At 63.4% G+C, this 19,057-nt stretch carries 16 protein-coding genes and 1 pseudogene; 4 read left to right on the top strand and 13 right to left on the bottom strand.

Features of this window, described 5'->3' with window-relative positions; genetic code table 11:
* Positions 1-286 precede the first annotated feature (286 nt).
* The 4 genes from NKJ06_RS09300 to NKJ06_RS09285 all read right to left on the bottom strand — a co-directional run bounded on the left by NKJ06_RS09300 (position 287) and on the right by NKJ06_RS09285 (position 3,914).
* Positions 287-784 carry an RES family NAD+ phosphorylase gene (locus NKJ06_RS09300; protein WP_352630556.1) on the bottom strand — a complete coding sequence of 166 codons (498 nt, stop codon included), beginning with the start codon at positions 782-784 and terminating at the stop codon, positions 287-289.
* Positions 785-792: 8 nt separating this feature from the next.
* Positions 793-1,143, bottom strand: a complete 351-nt coding sequence (locus NKJ06_RS09295) for an MbcA/ParS/Xre antitoxin family protein (protein WP_352630558.1) — start codon at positions 1,141-1,143, stop codon at positions 793-795.
* A gap of 43 nt (positions 1,144-1,186) precedes the next feature.
* Positions 1,187-2,602 carry a tyrosine-type recombinase/integrase gene (locus NKJ06_RS09290; RefSeq protein ID WP_352630560.1) on the bottom strand — a complete coding sequence of 472 codons (1,416 nt, stop codon included), beginning with the start codon at positions 2,600-2,602 and terminating at the stop codon, positions 1,187-1,189.
* 211 nt (positions 2,603-2,813) lie between these two features.
* The gene (locus NKJ06_RS09285; protein WP_352630561.1) at positions 2,814-3,914 is read right to left on the bottom strand and encodes a LacI family DNA-binding transcriptional regulator; all 1,101 of its coding nucleotides are present in this window, start codon (positions 3,912-3,914) and stop codon (positions 2,814-2,816) included.
* 581 nt (positions 3,915-4,495) lie between these two features.
* Between NKJ06_RS09285 and NKJ06_RS09280 the strand changes: the two genes are divergently transcribed.
* The 4 genes from NKJ06_RS09280 (at position 4,496) to NKJ06_RS09265 (ending at position 9,302) form a co-directional block, all read left to right on the top strand.
* Positions 4,496-5,458, top strand: a complete 963-nt coding sequence (locus tag NKJ06_RS09280) for a sugar-binding protein (RefSeq protein WP_352630563.1) — start codon at positions 4,496-4,498, stop codon at positions 5,456-5,458.
* A 211-nt stretch (positions 5,459-5,669) separates the two neighbouring features.
* A complete protein-coding gene (locus NKJ06_RS09275) occupies positions 5,670-7,208 on the top strand; it encodes a sugar ABC transporter ATP-binding protein (RefSeq protein WP_352630706.1) in 1,539 nt (512 codons plus the stop codon).
* Between the two features lie 62 nt (positions 7,209-7,270).
* On the top strand, positions 7,271-8,266 hold the full coding sequence (locus NKJ06_RS09270) for an ABC transporter permease (protein WP_352630565.1): 996 nt from the start codon (positions 7,271-7,273) through the stop codon (positions 8,264-8,266).
* 136 nt (positions 8,267-8,402) lie between these two features.
* A complete protein-coding gene (locus tag NKJ06_RS09265) occupies positions 8,403-9,302 on the top strand; it encodes an aldose 1-epimerase (RefSeq protein ID WP_352630567.1) in 900 nt (299 codons plus the stop codon).
* 1 nt (position 9,303) lies between these two features.
* Here the strand turns inward: NKJ06_RS09265 and phnN are convergent, their stop codons facing one another.
* The 9 genes and pseudogenes from phnN to NKJ06_RS09220 form a co-directional block, all read right to left on the bottom strand.
* On the bottom strand, positions 9,304-9,933 hold the full coding sequence (gene phnN, locus NKJ06_RS09260) for a phosphonate metabolism protein/1,5-bisphosphokinase (PRPP-forming) PhnN (protein ID WP_352630568.1): 630 nt from the start codon (positions 9,931-9,933) through the stop codon (positions 9,304-9,306).
* Complete coding sequence (locus NKJ06_RS09255) at positions 9,930-11,084, bottom strand: alpha-D-ribose 1-methylphosphonate 5-triphosphate diphosphatase (RefSeq protein WP_352630570.1); 1,155 nt, start codon at positions 11,082-11,084, stop codon at positions 9,930-9,932. The genes phnN and NKJ06_RS09255 overlap by 4 nt, the downstream gene beginning before the upstream one ends.
* A gap of 20 nt (positions 11,085-11,104) precedes the next feature.
* Positions 11,105-11,812 (bottom strand): DUF1045 domain-containing protein, encoded by a 708-nt coding sequence (locus NKJ06_RS09250; RefSeq protein ID WP_352630571.1) that lies wholly within the window; start codon positions 11,810-11,812, stop codon positions 11,105-11,107.
* Positions 11,813-11,964: 152 nt separating this feature from the next.
* Positions 11,965-12,777: a 5-deoxy-glucuronate isomerase gene (iolB, locus tag NKJ06_RS09245; RefSeq protein WP_352630572.1), complete on the bottom strand. Its 813-nt coding sequence runs from the start codon at positions 12,775-12,777 to the stop codon at positions 11,965-11,967.
* A gap of 278 nt (positions 12,778-13,055) precedes the next feature.
* Complete coding sequence (locus NKJ06_RS09240) at positions 13,056-13,268, bottom strand: DUF3329 domain-containing protein (RefSeq protein WP_352630574.1); 213 nt, start codon at positions 13,266-13,268, stop codon at positions 13,056-13,058.
* Between the two features lie 57 nt (positions 13,269-13,325).
* Positions 13,326-14,243: a myo-inosose-2 dehydratase gene (gene iolE, locus NKJ06_RS09235; RefSeq protein ID WP_352630576.1), complete on the bottom strand. Its 918-nt coding sequence runs from the start codon at positions 14,241-14,243 to the stop codon at positions 13,326-13,328.
* A 66-nt stretch (positions 14,244-14,309) separates the two neighbouring features.
* Positions 14,310-16,160, bottom strand: a complete 1,851-nt coding sequence (iolD, locus tag NKJ06_RS09230) for a 3D-(3,5/4)-trihydroxycyclohexane-1,2-dione acylhydrolase (decyclizing) (RefSeq protein ID WP_352809669.1) — start codon at positions 16,158-16,160, stop codon at positions 14,310-14,312.
* 33 nt (positions 16,161-16,193) lie between these two features.
* On the bottom strand, positions 16,194-18,128 hold the full coding sequence (locus tag NKJ06_RS09225; protein ID WP_352630581.1) for a bifunctional 5-dehydro-2-deoxygluconokinase/5-dehydro-2-deoxyphosphogluconate aldolase: 1,935 nt from the start codon (positions 18,126-18,128) through the stop codon (positions 16,194-16,196).
* Between the two features lie 173 nt (positions 18,129-18,301).
* Positions 18,302-19,032, bottom strand: a pseudogene (locus tag NKJ06_RS09220) (SDR family oxidoreductase).
* Positions 19,033-19,057: the final 25 nt, after the last annotated feature.

Genomic DNA, 19,057 nt, shown 5'->3' with positions numbered 1-19,057 from the left:
TGGCGAGTTCGACATCGCCATAAACGAGATGCCGATCACAGCGCTGTCGCGATATGAGGGCAGCGTGCACTCGCACGACCGCCATTTTCTGGCGGCACCTTCGAAGCCGGGCAAGAACTGACGATCTACTTCCTGTATCCATCAAGTCTCGCGGCACGTTCGAAGCCCTGAACAAGATGCTCGCTGTCTTCCGGGAACTTTCCACGCGCTGCAAGAATTCCATGCCTATCCAGGTGCGCTTTGTGAATGCCGCCGAGGAGACCGATCTTCCGGGCAGCGTACCAAATCACCGCGACAGCCGACCCTCATCGTCGACAAGGGTCAGGCGAGAGGGCGGGGCATGTCCCCACGTCCAGAGCACGAGATTGACATCGTCCGCGGTCGCGCCCAGCGCAAAGCTCCTGACGAGTAATCCGTGATAGCCAAGGCCGATCAGTCTTCGGGCAAATGCCTGCGTCACTGCCTCACCGGTCGCCTTCATCTGGTCGCGCCAGGAGCTATCGGCAAGCGCGCCGGCATCGACACTCTCGGCCAAAAGCGCCTGTTCGTCCCGGCTGTCGAAGACCTGCTCGATGTCTGCATCGTAGGAGACTAGCGTGGTCGGCTGCAAATTGCCGACCTGATTTGCTTCCCGCAGCGCAGTGATCACGGAAAGCGATGTATAGAGTGCGGGAGTGCCCTTCGGATTGAATCGACCGCCGTAAAGCTCAGCACCGCGACCCGAAAGCGACGCACGCGCGTAAATGGGGTTTAGCGCCCGATAAAGCTTGCCTCGATACTGCATTCACCGGGTCAGGCGTGGATGCCGGCATCGACGGCGTCGATATAGTCGAGCACCTCGTCAGCCCGACCGCCACGGACCAGTTGCATGGCCGTCTGCCCGGAAAAGCCGGGCAACGGTTCGGACCGATACCATGCATAGGCCATGAGCGCCGAGCCGAAGCGCGGCTCGACCTTATTGACGATCTCCACCATTTCGCGCAGCCGGCGCTGGGTTTTGTCCGACCGAACGCGGTCCTTACGCTGGACGGCGTCCTTGCCGAGGCCTGCGGTCCTCGCAACCTCCTCGCTGGTCGTGCGGAGAGCCTCCGCGATCTTGCGCGGCGCGAAAAACCCATTGTCGGAATATTGAACTAGGCCCATCAGCTGCTTCCTATGATTGACGCATGTATGACGCAATATAGCGTCAAATCTGGCGGCATTCAATGGCCGGCAGTCTCGCTGCCGCCTTTGAGCCTGCGTTCCTGCCTCTGGGACGAAACTGTATCACCCGTGCGGATGGTGCCTCGCCACGCATCAGCGCAGCGATGTGGTCGCCCACTCCGTTCGCCGCATCGATCAGCAAGCTATCCACGCGTTTCAGAATATAGCCGCCGGTCACCCCGCTGAGCCGATGCCCCAGCATCGCGGCAATCGTCGGAATCGTAGCCCCGAGCTGTTCCGCAACGCCCGCGAAGCTATGGCGCAAACTATGCAAAGTCACGGCATCGAGCGGTCCGACCACGGGAAGCTTTTCGTCACGGCACCCGGCCGCAGCTGCCTCAGCCGAAAGGCGTGCCGTTTTTTGAACCATCTCCCAGAGGCCAGGTAGCCCCTGGTAACCCGCTTGCTCAGGCCCGGCGGCAAACACGTAGTCCGAAATCGGCTCCAAACTGTCGATCATCGCAAATGCAGCCTGGCTGAGCGGCCGCAAGGATGGTCCGGTCTTGGTCTCGCCAAGGGCGAGACAAGTTCCCAGAGAATCTACCTCGTCCCAGCGCAATTGTTGACATTCGCCACGTCGGACACCGCTCAGCGCAATGAAGCGAATGGCAGCGATTCCAATCTGGCTGTGCCTAGGTGCGCCGTGGCGATCGCGTTTCTGCTCAAGTGTATGAAGGGCCTCTGCCAGCGCGCGATACTGATCGCCGGTTAGGAGTGCCTTCTTCTGCGCATCCGCAAAACGACGCACACCGCGCACCGGATTCTGCTCGACATGCCCACTATCGATGCCCCAGGCAAAGATCGCACCAAGAAGCCCTAGTGTGCGAGTCAGCGCACCCTTGCCGCCTTTCACGATCGACCGACGCCGTGGCCCGAGTTTTTCGTCTCTGACGGTCTTTCCGGTTACGACGCCTGTCTTGAACAGCTCCATGTCCATTCGCGTAACCGCTCTGGCCTTGAGCTGTCCCAGCAGAGGCTTGATATGCGCCTCAATGCGGGAACGATCCGTTGACAGCGTGCTGTCTTTCTTGGGGAGTCCCTTGCGGCCAAGAACCAGGCCGGCCGAGGCGGCCTCCATGTAGAGCTCGCAGAGCTGAGAGACGGACATCGCATTTCGCAACTCGTGCCGAAGCGTCGCCGGATCCTTGCCTTCCACGACCTTGGCCAGCTCGATCTTCGCAAGGTCACGTGCGCGCTCCGCGGTCAGTGGACCATAGGCGCCAATCTTCAGCCATCGCTGGCGTCCACTGTGGGTGCGGAACTTGACCACAAATGTCTTTCGCCCGGATGGGAACACTCTGACGCCGAACCCTCTGAGCTCGGTATCCCAGTAAAGGGTTCCTGTCTTGGTGCCATCTGACCGAAGGCTCTCGATTGCGCGTTTGCTAAGCTTGGGCATCTTGCCTCCAGGGTCCTCCACGTTGCAACCATAGTGCAACCAAATGGGAGCAAGCTCAAGGCAAAAAATGGATATGCCCGGCGACGTGATGCGCCGTATCATATTGGTTTAATAGGAGATTTGGATACTGTAGCGCACCATAGCGAAAGCGATATAGCGCCCTCCGAAGGCAGAGGTCACAGGTTCGAATCCTGTCGGGTGCGCCAACTGCTCAATTTGCGTTAGCCACCACCCCCCTCACGCTCTCCCGCTCCACCAGCGGACACTCCAGCTTCGTAATCGGATACCGCCCCCGTCCAGGCGCCGCCGGCGCTTCCAGCTGTTCGATCGCCCATTGGCCCATCGCCATGTGCGGCAGGATCGAGGTTGTCAGCGGCGGGAACAGATGCCGGGCGATTTCCTCGTCGTCGTAGCCGACGACGGAAATGTCCTGCGGAATGTGCAGGCCGGCTTCCTTCAGCGCTTCGTAGCAGCCGATCGCGGTGCGGTCGTTCTGGCAGAAGATGGCGGTCGGGCGGTCCTTCAGTGCTAGCAGCTTGACGGTCGCGGCGTAGCCGGCGCTGGCCGACCAGTCGCCCTCGACCACCAGTTCGGGGTCGAACGGGATGTCGGCGGTGGCGAGCGCGCGGCGGTAGCCCTTCAGCCGGTCTTGCGCGGCCTGCATCCACGGCTCGCCGGTGATGGTGGCGATGCGGCGGTGGCCGTGGCTGATCAGGTGGCGGGTCGAGCTCTGGCCGCCGGCGATCTCGCTTGGCACCACGGCCGGGAAGGCATAGTCCGCCGTGTAGCAGTTGAGCAGGATCACCGGGATGTCGAGGCCGTAGAGATAGTCGGGCGCTGATATCTCGCGGGTGAAGATGGTCATGTAGATCAGCGCCGAAATGCCCCGCTTGGTCAGCGCTGCGATGGCGCGCGGCTCCATGACGGAATCGCCCAGCGTCTGCGCCACCAGAAGCACATTGCCGGCATTCCATGAGGCCTGGCGCGCGCCCTCGATGGCGACCACGGCTTCCGGGCTGGTGGCGAGCTGGTCGACGGCGAAGCCGATGACGCCGTCCAGTCCCTCGAACGCCGGAAGCGGCGGGTGAAGTGCCTCGAAGGCGGGCGCGGTATAGCCAAGGGTCCGCGCGGCCTCGATCACCCGTTCGCGGGTCTGCTGCGACAGCTTGATGCCGGGCGAGTTGTTGAGCACGAAGGAAACGGTCGCCTGCGAGCAGCCGGCGGCCCTGGCGATATCGGTCATGGTGACGCGGCCCCTGGCGCTCTTCGCCGGCGCCTTGCGGCGTCTCGCCGTGTCGATGGTCTCGCTCATGTCACTCCCAATCCCCGGTCTGTCTAGCGGCGACCTGTCAGGTCGACAAGATAGCGTGACGTTGTCGATTTATAGAGGTCGCCACGGGAATTTATATCTATTAGTACCTTCAAGGTCCATCCGTCATTCATCTCCACACAACCCTGAATACAAATATTATAAGGCTTGGATCCTGGCGCAGCCGGGGCGGCGGCTCGTTGGTAGATGCGCCGCGAAACCGCAATCATGCCCTCTGATGTCGCCCCAAACTAATACTGTTTACTAATACAAAAATGCGCTGTACCGTCAATCCGTCGCGTCCGGCCCGACTGGCCCGGAGGCGGTGGGAGAGTACGAAAATGGCCCGATGGCGAGCGGATATTACCTCCGCGAGCTATGTCTCGGATATTGTGATATGTCTGACAAATCGGACTATTTACGAATGAAGGATGAGTCTCTAAGGTCCGCATCGTGGCTGGAACGGCGTCATTCTTTCGTTGCCGGGAACCCTTTGAGGAGGAGGGCGTCCAAGCTGCAAACGGCAAAATCAGGTCAGTGCAAGATCGGTCAGTCTGATGACTGAGCCAAATGGGAGGTTGAACATGAAATCCTTGATACGAAATGCATCCGTAGCCACCGCGGCGCTGCTGCTTGGCCTGTCGGCCACGGCAATCGCGCGCGCCGACGACAAGCCGACGTTGGCCTTCGTCGTCAACGGCGCTTCCGATTTCTGGAAGGCCGCCGAAGCCGGCGTCAAGAAGGCGCAAGGCGAACTGCCGGACTACAATCTCGAACTCAAATATCCCGAGCAGTCCTCGGTCGCCATCCAGCAGCGGCTGATGGACGATCTGGTGACGGCGGGCGTCAAGGGCATCATGGTCTCGGCCGTCGATCCCAAGACCTCGACCGACGGGCTGAACAAGATCGCTTCGGAAACGGCGCTGTTCACCACCGACTCGGACGCCCCGCAGACCAAGCGCGTCGCCTATATCGGCTCGTCCAACGTCGATGCCGGCAAGCAGGCGGCCGAAATCGCCAAGAAGGCGATGCCCGATGGCGGCAAGTGCCTCGGCTTCGTCGGTCTGCTCGGCGCCGACAATGCCAAGGAGCGCATCCAGGGCATGAAGGACGGTCTGGCCGGCACCAAGATCGAGCTGATCGACGTGCGCGGCGACGACATCGACCAGGCGCGCGCCAAGAAGAATGTCGAGGACGCGCTGGTCGCCAGCCCCGACGTCACCTGCATGGTCGGCTTCTACTCCTACAACACGCCGCGCATCTATGAAGCGCTGCGCGATGCCGGGAAGCTCGGCTCGATCACCGTCGTCGGTTTCGATGACGATCCGATCACGCTGGGCGGCGTCAAGGAAGGCACCGTTGCCGCAACCGTCGTGCAACAGCCCTTCGAATGGGCCTATCAGGGCATGAAGCTGATGGCTGCCTATCTCAAGGGCGACAAGTCGGGCATCCCGGACGGCAACCTCATCATCATCCCGACCAAGATCATCGGCAAGGATGATGTCGACGCCTATGCCGCCAACCTGAAGGCGATGGCCGGAAACTGATCGTCGTCGGCGCCGCCCCTCATCCGCCTGCCGGCACCTTCCCCCCGTATAGTGACGGGGAGAAGGGACGCGCTCCAACGCTGGCAATCCCCCTCTCCCGTTCTTCACGGGGAGAGGGTAAGGGTGAGGGGCAGCGCCAACGCCTCGCTTTTTATTGACGGGTTCGATCAGGCCAGTCAGTCTGCGAGATCGCCAATCGCTGTCAGGCATGATGAACTATTCCGACACATCCATCGCAGCAATCACGCCGTTCCTCAGCCTTGAGAACGTGCGCAAGACCTATCCGGGCGTCGTCGCGCTCGATGGCTTCTCCATGGAGGTCAGGCCAGGCGAGGTCATCGGTCTCGTCGGCGAAAACGGCGCCGGCAAATCGACCTTGATGAAGATCCTCGGCGGCGTCACCACGCCGGACACCGGCACGATCACCGTCGATGGCACCGCCCACAAGGGCCTGACCGTCGAAGCCAGCCTGGGTTCGGGCATCGCCTTCGTCCACCAGGAACTCAACCTGTTCGACAATCTCGATGTCGCCGCCAACATCTTTTTCGGCCGCGAGCCCTTGCGCGCCGGGCCGCTCAGGCTCGTCGACCGCGCGAAACTGCGCACCATGGTGGCGCCGCTGTTGAAGCGCGTCGGCGCCAATTTTTCCGCCGACACACCGGTCGCGACCCTATCGCTGGCGCAGCAGCAGATGGTCGAGATCGCCAAGGCGCTGTCGATCGAGGCAAGGTTGGTCATCCTCGACGAGCCGACATCGAGCCTGCCGCTCGCCGAAACCGACAAATTGCTCGACGTCATCAAGGCGCTGAAGGCCGACGGCATCAGCGTCATCTTCATTTCGCACCGCCTGCACGAGGTCGAGCGCGTCGCCGACCGCGTCGTCGTGCTGCGCGACGGTATGCTGGCCGGCACCTTGCCGAAGAGCGACATCGGCCACGACCAGATGGTCAAGCTGATGATCGGCCGCATGCTGAAGGAGCGCGAAAAGGCATCCGAAGCCGCGCGGGCACCGGGCGCCACGGCGCTGTCGGCCAAGGCCATCCGCACTCCTGCCTACCCCGGCCGGCCGGTCGATCTCGACGTCAGGCGCGGCGAAATCCTCGGCCTGGCCGGCCTTGTCGGTTCCGGCCGCACCGAGCTGGCGCGGGTGTTTTTCGGCATCGACTCAAGCCTTGGCGGCGCGCTCGAGCTCGACGGCAAGCCGCTCGTGCTGGCTTCCGCGGCGGATGCCGTCGCGCATGGCATCTTCCTGGTGCCCGAGGACCGCAAGCTGACCGGCATCCTGCTCGACCTGTCGATCGCGCAGAATATTTCGCTGCCCAATTTGCCAGCGCATGCGCGGCGCTCCCTGGTTTCGGCCAGCGCCGAAACCGCCACCGCCGAGAAGCAAAAGAAAGATCTCGGCATCAAGGCGCCGTCGGTGCAGACGCGCACCGGCACGCTGTCGGGCGGCAACCAGCAGAAGGTCGTGCTCGGCAAATGGCTGGCCATGAATCCGAAAGTCATGATCCTCGACGAGCCGACGCGCGGCATCGACATCGGCGCCAAGGCGGAAATCTACGGGCTGATGCGTGCACTCGCTGATGCCGGCGTCGCCGTGCTGATGATCTCCTCCGACATGGAAGAGGTGATCGGCGTGTCCGACCGCATCGCCGTCATGCATGAGGGCCAGATCTCGGGCATTCTCGACAAGGACCGGTTCAGCCAGGAAAACGTGCTGCTGCTGGCGGTGGGCAAGCAGCCGAAATAGTTTTTTGTTTTGCCACGGGTTCCGGTCCGGAACCTTCTCGGGCGGGCATTGGGGAGAAGACGATGAGCAAGAAAGATCTCGGCCTGCTGATCCTGATCCTGGTGGTCGGCGCCATCGTGGCGATCATCAATCCGCGCTTCCTGTTGCCGATCAACCTCGCCAACACCTCGAACCTGATCGGCCTGTTCGGCATCCTGTCGATCGGCCAGGCCTTCGTCATCATCACCGGCGGCATCGAACTGTCGGTCGGCTCGGTGGTCGCCCTGCTGGGCACGCTGTTCATCGACTTCATCGCCGTGCGCGAGGTGGGCTGGCCGCTGGCCTTCGTGCTGATCCTGTTCCTCGGCGCCATCATCGGCCTGGTGCATGGCTGGCTGATCACGCGGCTCAAGCTGCAGCCTTTCGTCGTCACGCTGTGCGGCCTGTTGATCTACCGCGGCGTCGCCCGCTTCTATACCGCTGACGGCACCGCCGGCTTCGCCTTCGGCCAGAATTTTCCCAACCTCGAATTCCTGACCGCCGGGCGCTCATACGGCGTGCCCAACAGTTTCATCGCGCTGATCGTCATTTCCATCGTCATGTGGGTGGTGCTGCATCGTTCGGTGTTCGGCCGCTATCTCTACGCCATCGGCAAGAACGAGGAGGCGGCGAAATACTCCGGCATCCGCACCGGCCGCGTCGTCATGGCTGCCTATGTCATCTGCGGCGTGCTGACGGCGCTGTCGGCGATCTATTTCGCCATGTACACGCGCTCGATATCGCCGGCCAGCCATGGCCAGTTCTACGAACTCTACGCCATCGCAGCCGCCGTGCTCGGCGGCTTCTCGCTGCGCGGCGGCGAGGGCTCGCTGATCGGCGTCATCCTCGGCACGGTGCTGCTGCAAGAGCTGCAGAACCTCGTCAATCTGCTCGGCATCCCGTCATCGCTCAACTTCGCGGTGATGGGCGGCGTTATCCTCATCGGCGTGCTGGTCGACCAGCAATGGGGCGTGTTCCGGGAACGGCGGCTGATGGTCGATGCCACCCGCAAAAGCGCCGCCGGCGCCGCCGCGGAATAACCGCCCTGCCAGGACGCGCCGCGCGTTTGTCGGCGCCTGGCGGCATGAATGAAATGGTTGCGGCCTTGCCGCCCTTCTGCGATTGCGGGACGTCTCCACATCATGCCGGATGTCGGTGGCGGACGGATGGCAGGCCATGAGCGCGAAACCTGAACTGTTGATGCTGAAGGCGGGCGCGCTTGAAGCCGAACTGGCGCCGCAAATCGGCGGCAGCCTGGGCGCGCTGCGCTGGCGCGGCATCGATCTCATGCGCCGGCTTTGCGACCATGATCGCGAAGCCGGCAACGTGCTTGGCGTCGCCATGTTCCCGATGATGCCGTACGCCAACCGCATCGCCGGGAATGCCTTCATGTTCGGAGGGAAACGCTGGCAGGTCCAGCCGAACAATCTCCCCGAAACAATCAATGTGCATGGCAGTGGCTGGAAGTATCCCTGGACTGTCACCGACGCGACCGCCGACAGGGCCGGATTGTCGCTCGAAATTACCGCCGGTCCCGAGCCTTATTCCTATCGCGCGACGCAATTTTTCGAAGCCTCCGATGAAAGCCTCGCGGTCCGAATGACGATCACCAACACCGGGCCGGTTTCGATGCCGTTCGGGTTCGGACTGCATCCCTGGTTCGACCGCGACCCGGACGTGACGCTGCGGTTCAACGCCACGCGGTTCTATCTGGAAGAACCGCAAGGCATTGCCGGCGATCCGATCACGCTTGCCCCCGAACTCGACTTCGCCGATGGCCGGCCTCTGCCGGGCGGCTGGCGCAACAATGATTATGGCGGCTGGAGCGGCGAGGCCGAGATCCGCTTCCCGACACGCGGCGTCGGGCTGCGCATCAAGGCCGATCCGATGTTCAAGCACCTGATGCTTTATGCCGATCCTGCGAAACCGTATTTCTGCGTCGAGCCGCAGACCAATGCCTCCGGCGCCTTCCACCGCGACGGATGGAACGATCCGGACGAGGGCATCATCGTGCTTGCCCCGACCGAAAGCATCGCCGGCACCGTCTCGTTCATGCCCTTCGCGCTTGAAGGCTAGCCTAGATCAAGCCCGACATGTCGGAAAAAGCCATCGCCTTGCGTAGCACGTCGGCGAAGCGCTCGCCGGCGGCTTCGCGCGGGCCGCTGTTGTCGATCGAGGTGACGCCAGGTCCCGACAGGCTCACATTGGCACTGCGCGCCAGTCGCGCCAGCACTTCGCCGCGTGACTCGCGGCCGCGCATCGCCAGACGCTCTGCCAGCACGTCGGGCGAGGCGGTGATCTCGACCACCGCCAGATTGGCATAGCGCTCGCGCAGCACCGGGATGATCGCGCGCGAAACGTTTGCCACGGCAACGCGGCCATTGGCGACGGACCAGTCGACATCGGCGGGGATGCCATAGCGCAAGCCATGCGCCTCCCAGGAAATGGCGAAGGCGCCGTCGGCTTCGGCCTCGACGAAGGCGGCGTCGGCCAGCGTGTCGTGATCCTCGCTGGCGGCATCGCTCGGCCTGGTGATGACGCGGCGGACGAACTCCAGCCTTGTCTCGTCGGCAAAGCGGCTGCGGGCATAGCCGATCACCGTGTCCTTGCCGGCGCCGCTTGGACCGACGACGGCGACGAAGACGCCGTCACGGATCGGAAACATCTCGGCCGACAATTCACGCTCGATCAACGCCGACACCATCATGCAACCCGGCGTCCCTGCCGCCAGACGGTGCGTACGACCGGAACATGGTCGTCGACGCGCACGCGCACGAGGTCGGCGCGGCGGCCCTGCTCGATGACGCCGCGGTCGGTTAGGCCAATCGCCTCGGCCGGGTTTTTTGAGACCATGGCGACCGCCTGCGGCAGTGAAATGCCGTCGACGACGTCGCCGAGGAAGAACGCCGACTGGATCAGGCTGAAGGGAATGTAGTCGGACGACAGGATGTCGAGCAGGCCGTCGCTGGCCAGCGTGCGGGCCGAGACATTGCCCGAATGCGAGGCGCCGCGCATGACGTTGGGCGCACCCATCAGCACGCCGAGCCCGGCCTCTTTCGAAGCCCTGGCGGCTTCTTCCGTGGTCGGGAACTCCGCGACGCGCACGCCCTGTTCGATCGCTTCGCCGACATGGCCAAGGGTGGCGTCGTCATGGCTGGCCAGCACGATCCCGCGCTCGTGGCAGGCGGCGGCGATCACTGCCCGGTTCGGCACGGAATTGCGCGCCGATTCCCCCATCCGCTTTTCGCAGAACAGTTTGAAGTCGCGATCGGTCAGCTTCAGCTTGCGCTGGTAATAATAGGCATAGGTTTCGAGGTTGACGAACTGGCGCTGGCCGGGCGCATGATCCATCAGCGATGCCAGCTTGACCCGCTCGTCGCCGTCGAAATTAGCGAAAGCCTTGAGGCAATCCGGCGCCGAAACCTCGCAGCGCAGATGGATGAAATGGTCGGCCCGCAGACGATCCTGCTGCACGCTGTCCTCGATCGCATCGGCCAGCTTGCGGATGTCGGTCGACGTCAGGTCGGCATCCTCGTCCATGCCGACTCGCAAGGCGTCGAGCACGGTGGTGATGCCGGCTGTCGCCACTTGCGCGTCATGGGCGAGCACGGCGGCGATGGGGTTCCAGCGCACCTTGGGCCGTGGCGCGTAGTGGCCTTCGAGATGGTCTGTGTGGAGTTCGACCAGCCCGGGAATGATGTAGTCGCCACCCATATCCTCGCCGGCCACGCTCCCGCTGGCTTGGCTGGTGCCGGCATCGATACCGGCGATAAAGCCGTCGCGCAGCACCAGCGAACCCTCGACGATCTCGTCGGCAAGAACGATGCGGGCGTTGTGGAGAACAGTTTCGGCGGTCATTTCAGGCAGTCCTTGGTTGTTCAGGCGGTTTTTCTGGCCGGGCGGCGCCCGAGCGCGTGATGCGAGAGCACCATGAACGGTGCGCCCGGTTCGGTTTCGACGAACAGCGTCAGCGCATCCACCAGCACCGGCTGTTGCAGCACCTGCGCAAACAGGCTGTCGATTGCTAGTCGAAGACGAGGGCTTTCCTGTGACGCCGCACGGCCGGACAGCGTCATGTGGAAGCGAAAGGTTTCGAAGACATAGGGGTAGCCCCATTGGCAGAGATTGCGGAACTCGGCTGGCTTCAGCGAATCCGGGCTGCGCCGCTCAATCTCGGATTCGGTCAGCGGGGCGCGAAAGCGATCGAAATCGCGCACCACGTCATCGGCGAAGCGGTTGAGAAGAGGCAGCGGCCCTTCCGGCACCAATGCGAAGAAGCTGTCGATCTGGCTGACGACGAGGCGCGGGATGGTCACCACCGCCGTCGCCTCGGCGAAATGGTCGAGGGCCGTGCGCAGCGAGGCTTCCGTCTCGCTGGCGGCCAGGCGGAAAGGGGCTTTCAGCGTCGCGTGGAAACCATAGCGGCGCGCCGAAGCGGTATGGAAAGCGACTTCCGCCGCCGACAGGTCGGCCACCGCCTCGACCGGCCTTGTCGCCGCGCCAAACGGGTCGCGGCCGAGCCAGTTGGCAGCGATCCGCGCCAGTGGCTCGTCCTGCCGGGGGGTGAAATAGATGGCGTAGCGCATGGAAGGTCCTTGTCAGCTCCGCTGCCATAGGTGATTTCCATGACGGATTGACGAAGCTTTGCAGCGTTTCCGATAACAAAACGGTGCGGCCGGGTCATTAGCCGACGATTTTTTCGTGCTGGACCAGTCCCCGGGTCTTCAAGAATGGCCTGTCAGGCTTTCATCAGCCATTCGTGCTCGGGCGCATTGTGGAATTTCCACGTCCGCTTCGGTCCGGCCATCACGTTGAGATAATAGAGATCGTAGCCGTGGCAGGCGGCGCAGGGATGATAGCCCTTGGGCACCAGGACGACATCGCCATCCTCGATCGCCATCGCTTCGTCGAGCGCGCGATGGCCATTCTTGTCGGCGTCGGTGTAGACGCGCTGAAAGGCAAAGCCCTGCGGCGGGTTGAGCCGGTGATAGTAGGTTTCCTCGAGATAGGATTCGTCGGGCAGATTGTCCTGGTCATGCTTGTGCGGCGGATAGCTCGACGTATGGCCGCCGGGCGTGATGACCTCGACCACCAGCAGCGAATCGGCCGGCTTGCCCTCCGGCAATATGTTGGTGACGTAGCGCGTGTTGGTGCCCTTGCCGCGCACCTCCTGGCCGAGATCGTCCGGTGTGATCACCCGCACCGGCAGACCGCCGCCAAGGCCCGGCGCCGAGCAGACCGCGAGTTCCAGTTCGGTGTCCGCCGTCACCGACCAGTCCGATCCTTCAGGCACATAGACCGACCACGGCTTGCCCTCGAAGGGCGACATGCGCTCGCCAAGCAGGCCCAGATCCTTGCCGCCGGCGGACGCCGTGCCCTTGCCGGTGACGAACACCAGGCAGACTTCGCGATCATCGGTTTTTCCGGACGCGCTCTCGCCGGGCTTCAGTCGGTGCAGGTCGAAACCGACATAGGTCCAGCCGGCGATTTGCGGTGTCACATGGGCGACCCGGCCATGGCCTTTATTGGCTTTGACGAGCAGCTTCGACATTTTTGTCTCTCCTATCGCAAATCTTCGAGAATTGGCCGAAGTCTCCCAACTTCGTCATCCTAGGGCGAAGCAGGAGCGAAGCTCCGTCGCGAAGACCCTAGGATCCATGCCGTAACCTCAGTCCAAGAGCGCAGCGGGACGGAATACTGCACCGCGGCGGCTGTTTTGATGTCGCGGCATGGATCCCGGGGTCTGCGCTGCGTCGCTTCGCTCCTTGCTCCGCCCCAGGATGACGAAGCGAGAAGCGCCGCAAGCTAATCGCCAACGCATGGGATCAGTCACTCCTTCGGTTCGGCCTCGGCCTTGGTCTCATCGACCGGCTTGTAGAGGTAGAAAAATTGCCAGACGGCGTAGCCGGCGAAACCAAGCGCGATGACGCCCCAGAACGGCGTGCCTGTGGCGAACTCGATGATCGACCAGATGATGCAGACCGCGACGACGGCGACACGCCGCCACAAAGGCCGGAAGAAGGGGTGTTCGTAATCTTTCATTGGGCCAATCTACAGCAATCGCCTTCGCCGGGAACCCATCGCATCAGGCTCCCTTGATCAGACATTGGGAAAGCCTTGCGTCTCGACCGTGTAGCCGGCGGCGGTCATGACGCGCATCAATTCCTTGTAGCCGACTTGCGCCATCCTGAGCGGCGGGTTCTTCTTCGGGTCCTGCTCGGCCTCGACCACGAACCAGCCCTCGTAGCCATGGTCCGCGAACCGTTGCACGATGGCGCCGAAATCCAGCGAACCGTCGCCGGGCACGGTGAAGGCGCCCAGCGCCACGGCATCGAGGAAGGACTGCTTGGTGCGGTCAAGCTTGTCGATCACGCCCATGCGCACGTCCTTCACATGAACATGGCTGATGCGCTTGTGATGGCTGTCGATGGCGCGCAGCACGTCGCCGCCGGCAAAGGCCAGATGGCCGGCATCGAGCAGCAGCGGAATGCCGGCTCCGGAATGGCGCATGAAGGCATCGAGTTCCGGCTCCGTCTCGACCACTGCCGCCATATGGTGGTGGTAGGAGAGCGGCATGCCTTGCTCGGCACACCATTCGCCAAATTCGGTGAGCCGCCTGGCATAGGCCTTCATCTCGTCATCCGACAGCTTCGGCTTGGTCGCCAGCGGCTTTGAGCGGTCGCCCTGGATGGAGCGGCCGACCTCGCCATAGACGATGCAAGGCGCGTTCACCGCCTTGAACAGGTCGATCATCGGCTGGATGCGGTCCTTGTTGTCGGCCATCTCCCCGTCGACCAGTGTGCCGGAGAACCAGCCGCCGCACAGGGTCACGTCGGCTGCCTTGAGGATCGGCAGCATGACATCGGGGTCGTTGGGAAAACGCCGGCCCATTTCCATGCCGGTGAAGCCGGCCGAACGCGATTGGCGCAAACACTCCTCCAGCGACACGTCATCGCTGAGTTCCGCAAGATCGTCGTTCCACCACGCAATGGGGGACATGCCCAGTTTGGCTTTCAAGTCGTCACTCCGGTTTCTTGTTCACCCTCCCCACAAGGGGGAGGTAGGGCTTGGCGGCGCAAAAATTCAATCGCCGATTGTCTGGATCTGCCGCTTCTCGTCATAGGTCTTGCGCGCCGCGTTCACCTGCGGCCGGGCCGATACTTCCGGCACCGCCACATCCCACCAATGGCCGCCGGCATCGGTGGAGGCAAGCGGATCGGTGTCGATGACCAAAACGGTGGTGCGGTTGTTCTTCTTGGCCTTTTCCAGCGCGTTTTCCAATCCGGCGACCGACGGCACCTTTTCGGCAATCGCCCCCAGGCTCGCCGCATGCGCGGCGAAGTCGATATCGGGCAGCACCTCGTGGCGCGAGTCCTTCAGGAGGTTGTTGAAGTTGGCGCCGCCGGTCGCCATCTGCAGCCGGTTGATGCAGCCATAGCCGCGGTTGTCGAGCAGCACGATGGTGAGCTTGAGGCCGAGCATCACCGAGGTGGCGATCTCCGAATTCAGCATCAGATACGAGCCGTCGCCGATCATGACGACGACCTCTTCCTTGGGCTTCGCCATCTTGGCGCCCAGCCCGCCGGCAATCTCGTAGCCCATGGTCGAGAAGCCGTATTCGGCGTGGTAGGAGCCGGGCGCGCCAGCCTGCCAAAGCTTGTGCAACTCGCCCGGCAGACCGCCGGCGGCATGCAGCAGCGTCACGCCGGAGCCCATCGCGCGCTGCACGGCGCCGATCACCTGCGCATCGGACGGGGAGGCGGCATTGGTCGACGCCGTCACCTTGGCGGCCTCGGCTTGCCAGGCCTTCTTGCCGGTGGCCGCATTATCGGTCCAGGTCGCCGGCGCCTTCCAACCTTTAAGCGCCGCACCCAGTTCGGCCAGACCCTCGGCCGCGTCAGTGACCAGCGGCAGCGCGCGGTGCTTGCCGGCGTCGAAGGGCTGCACGTTGAGCCCGATGATGGTCTTGCCGGAGTTCTTGAACAGCGCCCACGAGCCGGTGGTGAAATCCTGCAGGCGCGTGCCGATGGCCAGCACGACATCGGCTTCTTCGGCCAGCCTGTTGGCGGCCGAGGTGCCGGTGACGCCGACCGCCGCCATGTTGAGCGGATGCTCGTCCGGGAGCGAGGATTTGCCGCCTTGCGTCTCGCAGACCGGAATGCCGGCGCTCGCCACGAATTTCGCCAGCTCGTCCGAAGCCTGGGAATAGAGGACGCCGCCGCCGGCGATCACCAGCGGCTTTTTTGCGCCCTTGAGCGCGGCGACAGCAGCCGCAAGCTCATGGCGGTCCGGCCGCGGCCGGCGCTGGTACCAGACCCGCTCGGCAAAGAAGCTCTCGGGATAGTCATAGGCCTCGGCCTGCACGTCTTGGCACAGCGACAGCGTCACCGGCCCACACTCGGCCGGATCGGTCAGCACAGTCATGGCGCGGCTGAGCGCCGGGATGATCTGCTCCGGCCGGGTGATGCGGTCGAAATAGCGCGACACCGGGCGGAAACAGTCATTGACCGTCGCCGTGCCGTCGGAGAAATCCTCGGCCTGCTGCAGCACCGGGTCCGGAATGCGGTTGGCGAAGACATCGCCGGGCAGAAACAGGACGGGCAACCTGTTTACATGGGCGAGCGCCGCGGCCGTCACCATGTTGAGCGCACCAGGACCGATCGAAGAGGTCGCGGCCATGAAGCGACGGCGGAAGTTGGCCTTGGCGTAGGCGATCGCAGCATGCGCCATCGCCTGCTCATTGTGGGCGCGGAAGGTCGGCAGTTCGTCGCGCACCTGATAAAGCGCCTCGCCTATGCCGGCGACGTTGCCGTGGCCGAAGATCGCCCAGACCCCGCCGAAGATCGGGACCTTGTTGCCGTCGATCTCGGTCATCTGCCTACTGAGAAAACGGGTCAGCGCCTGCGCCATCGTCAGGCGGATTGTCTTGCTCATGGTGTCTCCTCCGCAGTCGTTGTGCCGCGCTTCTTATGCCGCTTTGCGGCCGCGCGCGGCAAGCCACGCTTCGGTCAACTGTTCGAAGCGCTGCGCCATGTCGGCGATAGCTTCTTCATCCGACATCTTGCCGGCCAGCCATTGTTCGGCAGCGTGGACGAAGATGGTGCGACCGACGGCAAAACCCTTGACGATGGGCGCCTTGGCGGTGGCGGCGAATGCCGCTTCCAGTTCGTCCTGCGGCGCTTCCAGCCCAAGCAGCACGACGCCGCGGCACCAGGGATCGTGCTTCAGGATCACCGCTTCGATCTTGGCCCAGGCGCCGCTCGACGCCTGCGGCTCGAGCTTCCACCAGTCCGGCTTGATGCCGAGCCCATAGAGTTCCTCCAGCGCGCGCGGGATCGTCGTATCGTCGAGCTTGCCATGCTTGCCGGCAATGATCTCGATGAGAAGTTCTCTGCCTACTTTCCGCGCGCCTTCGAACAGCGCGCGCAGCTTCTGCTGCTGCTCTTCCTTGAGCGCCGCCGGATCGTCGGGATGATAGAAGCACAGGCACTTGATGCAGTGATCGACAGGCCATTCGGTGAGCTGCGAGCCGATGTCCTGCGAGAATTCGAAGCGCAGCGGCCGCGAGCCCGGCAGCTCCACCGGCCGGCCGAGCCAGGCGAAGGGATGGCGGGCGAATTCGAACATCGCCTTGCGGCCATGTTTTTCGTCGATCAACATGCCGTAGCCGTCGCGTCCGGCGGCGACCTTCGCCGCGGCCTTGACCGCCAGCACCTTGAATTCTTCGATCCGCGCCGGATTGGCGCCGGCCTTCGCCGCCACATCCTCGAGCTGCACACGGTGGTCGCAGGCGAGCGCCATCAGCGAGGGAATGTCGCGCCGGCGCGTCGTCGCCCAATGGATGTGGTTGATCGCCTCGTCCTTGCGCAGGGCCAGATGCTTGCTGCCATGCTTGAGGAAGAACTGCAGCTCCTCGAAGGTCGGATATTCCGGCGCGCAGAGCAGCCGCGACACGGCGAAGGCGCCGCAGGCATTGGCCCAGGTCGCCGCCGTCGCATGGTCTTCGCCACCCAGCCAGCCGCGCAGGAAGCCGGACATGAACGCGTCGCCGGCGCCGAGCACATTGTAGATCTCGATCGGGAACCCCTTGCCGACGACGCCGTCCTCGAGATCGTCGCTGATAGGTCCGTCATAGACGATGCAGCCCATGGCGCCACGCTTCAGGACGATGGTGGCGGACGATAGCGAGCGGATCGTCTTCAGCGCGCTCAGGCAATCATCGGCGCCCGACGCGATCATGATCTCTTCCTCGGTGCCGACAATGAGGTCGCAATCGGGCAGCACCGTCTTCAGCTGGGCCGAGACACGGTCCGATTTGACATAGCGCTCAAAGCCTTCGGCATGACCGGCAAGACCCCAGAGATTGGGCCGGTAGTCGATGTCGAACACCACCTTGCCGCCCTTGGCCTTCATGATGCGGATCGCCTTGCGCTGGGCGGCGTCGCTGTTGGGCCGGGAAAAATGCGTGCCGGTGACGACGATCGCCCGCGCCGAGGCGACGAAGGCCTCGTCGATGTCTTCCGGCGCCAGCGCCATGTCGGCGCAGTCCGAGCGGTAGAAGATCATCGGCGAGACGCCTTCGTCCTCGACCGACAGCAGCACCAGCGCCGTCAGCCGCTCCTTGTCGGTCTTCAGCCCGTCGACGTTGACGCCTTCACGTTTGAGCTGCTCGCGGATGAAGCGGCCCATCTGCTCGTCGCCGACGCGGGTCAACAGCGCAGAACGCAGGCCGAGCCTGGCCGTCCCGACCGAAATGTTGGCCGGGCAGCCGCCGACCGACTTGGCGAACGAGGTGATGTCCTCCAGCCGCGAGCCGATCTGCTGGCCGTAAAGGTCGACGGAAGCGCGACCGATGGTGATGACGTCGAGCGGCGCCTGTTTCGCGTCCACGGCTTCGCTCATTGGAACCTCCCGTCGGCCTTGTTGTTTTGGGGTACACGCGCGAGCGGCAGCGTGGCGCCGGGAATATGAAATAATAATTCCAATCCATAGTCAATATGGAATGAGCATTCCTTCCGTGAAAAGTACCATTAGGCCGTCGCGTGCGGGAAGAGATTTTGGCGGGTCTGCCCAGTTCACCACGGAAGCGGGCCATCGTCGTTGAAGTACCCGGCGTTCGGACCATCGGCGTCCAAGGTCGCCAAGCGTATGACGATCTCGGCCGCCTGCTGCACGGTGCGGTGGCCTCTCTAAATCCATTCAGGTCGGTGGCGGTATAGCCGGGCGCCGCTGCATTGACCTTGATGCCTTGTGGCGCGAGTTCGCGGGCGAAGGCGACGGTGATGGCATTCAGGGCCGTCTTGGAACTGCCATAACCCATCAGGTTGACCGATTGGTTCGGCGTCCCGGAATCGAGCGCGCGCCCAATGGATCCCGTGGAACTGCTCACCATCACGATGCGGGCGGCCGGCGCTGCAAGCAGCAGCGGCAGGAAGGCTTGGGTCACGCGGATCGGTCCGAAGACATTGACGTCATAGGTGGCCCTGACATCGGCAAGATGCTGCTGGCTCGGCGGCAGCTCGTAGTTGATGGCGATGCCGGCATTGTTCACCAGCACGTCGAGACAAGGGCTTTCCGTCCCGACAGTCTTGGCCGCAGCCGCCACGCTTTCGTCCTGTGTGACATCCAGCTCGAGCCATTGCACGTCCAGACCTTCGGCGCGCAATTCCTGCGCTGCCGCCATGCCACGTTCGGCATTCCTGGCGCCAAGCCACACCTTGAAGCCCATCGTCGCCAGCCGTCGGGCGATTTCGTGGCCGATGCCCTTGTTGGCACCCGTCACCACAGCGGTTTTCGATCTCGTCATTTGGGTTCTCCATCTCTTCCTGTCG

The organism is Mesorhizobium sp. M0293, from assembly GCF_040321735.1.
Classification (GTDB): Bacteria; Pseudomonadota; Alphaproteobacteria; order Rhizobiales; family Rhizobiaceae; genus Mesorhizobium.
The sequence above is the reverse complement of the archived record's forward strand: the minus strand, read 5'-3'. Positions and strand labels throughout refer to the sequence as shown.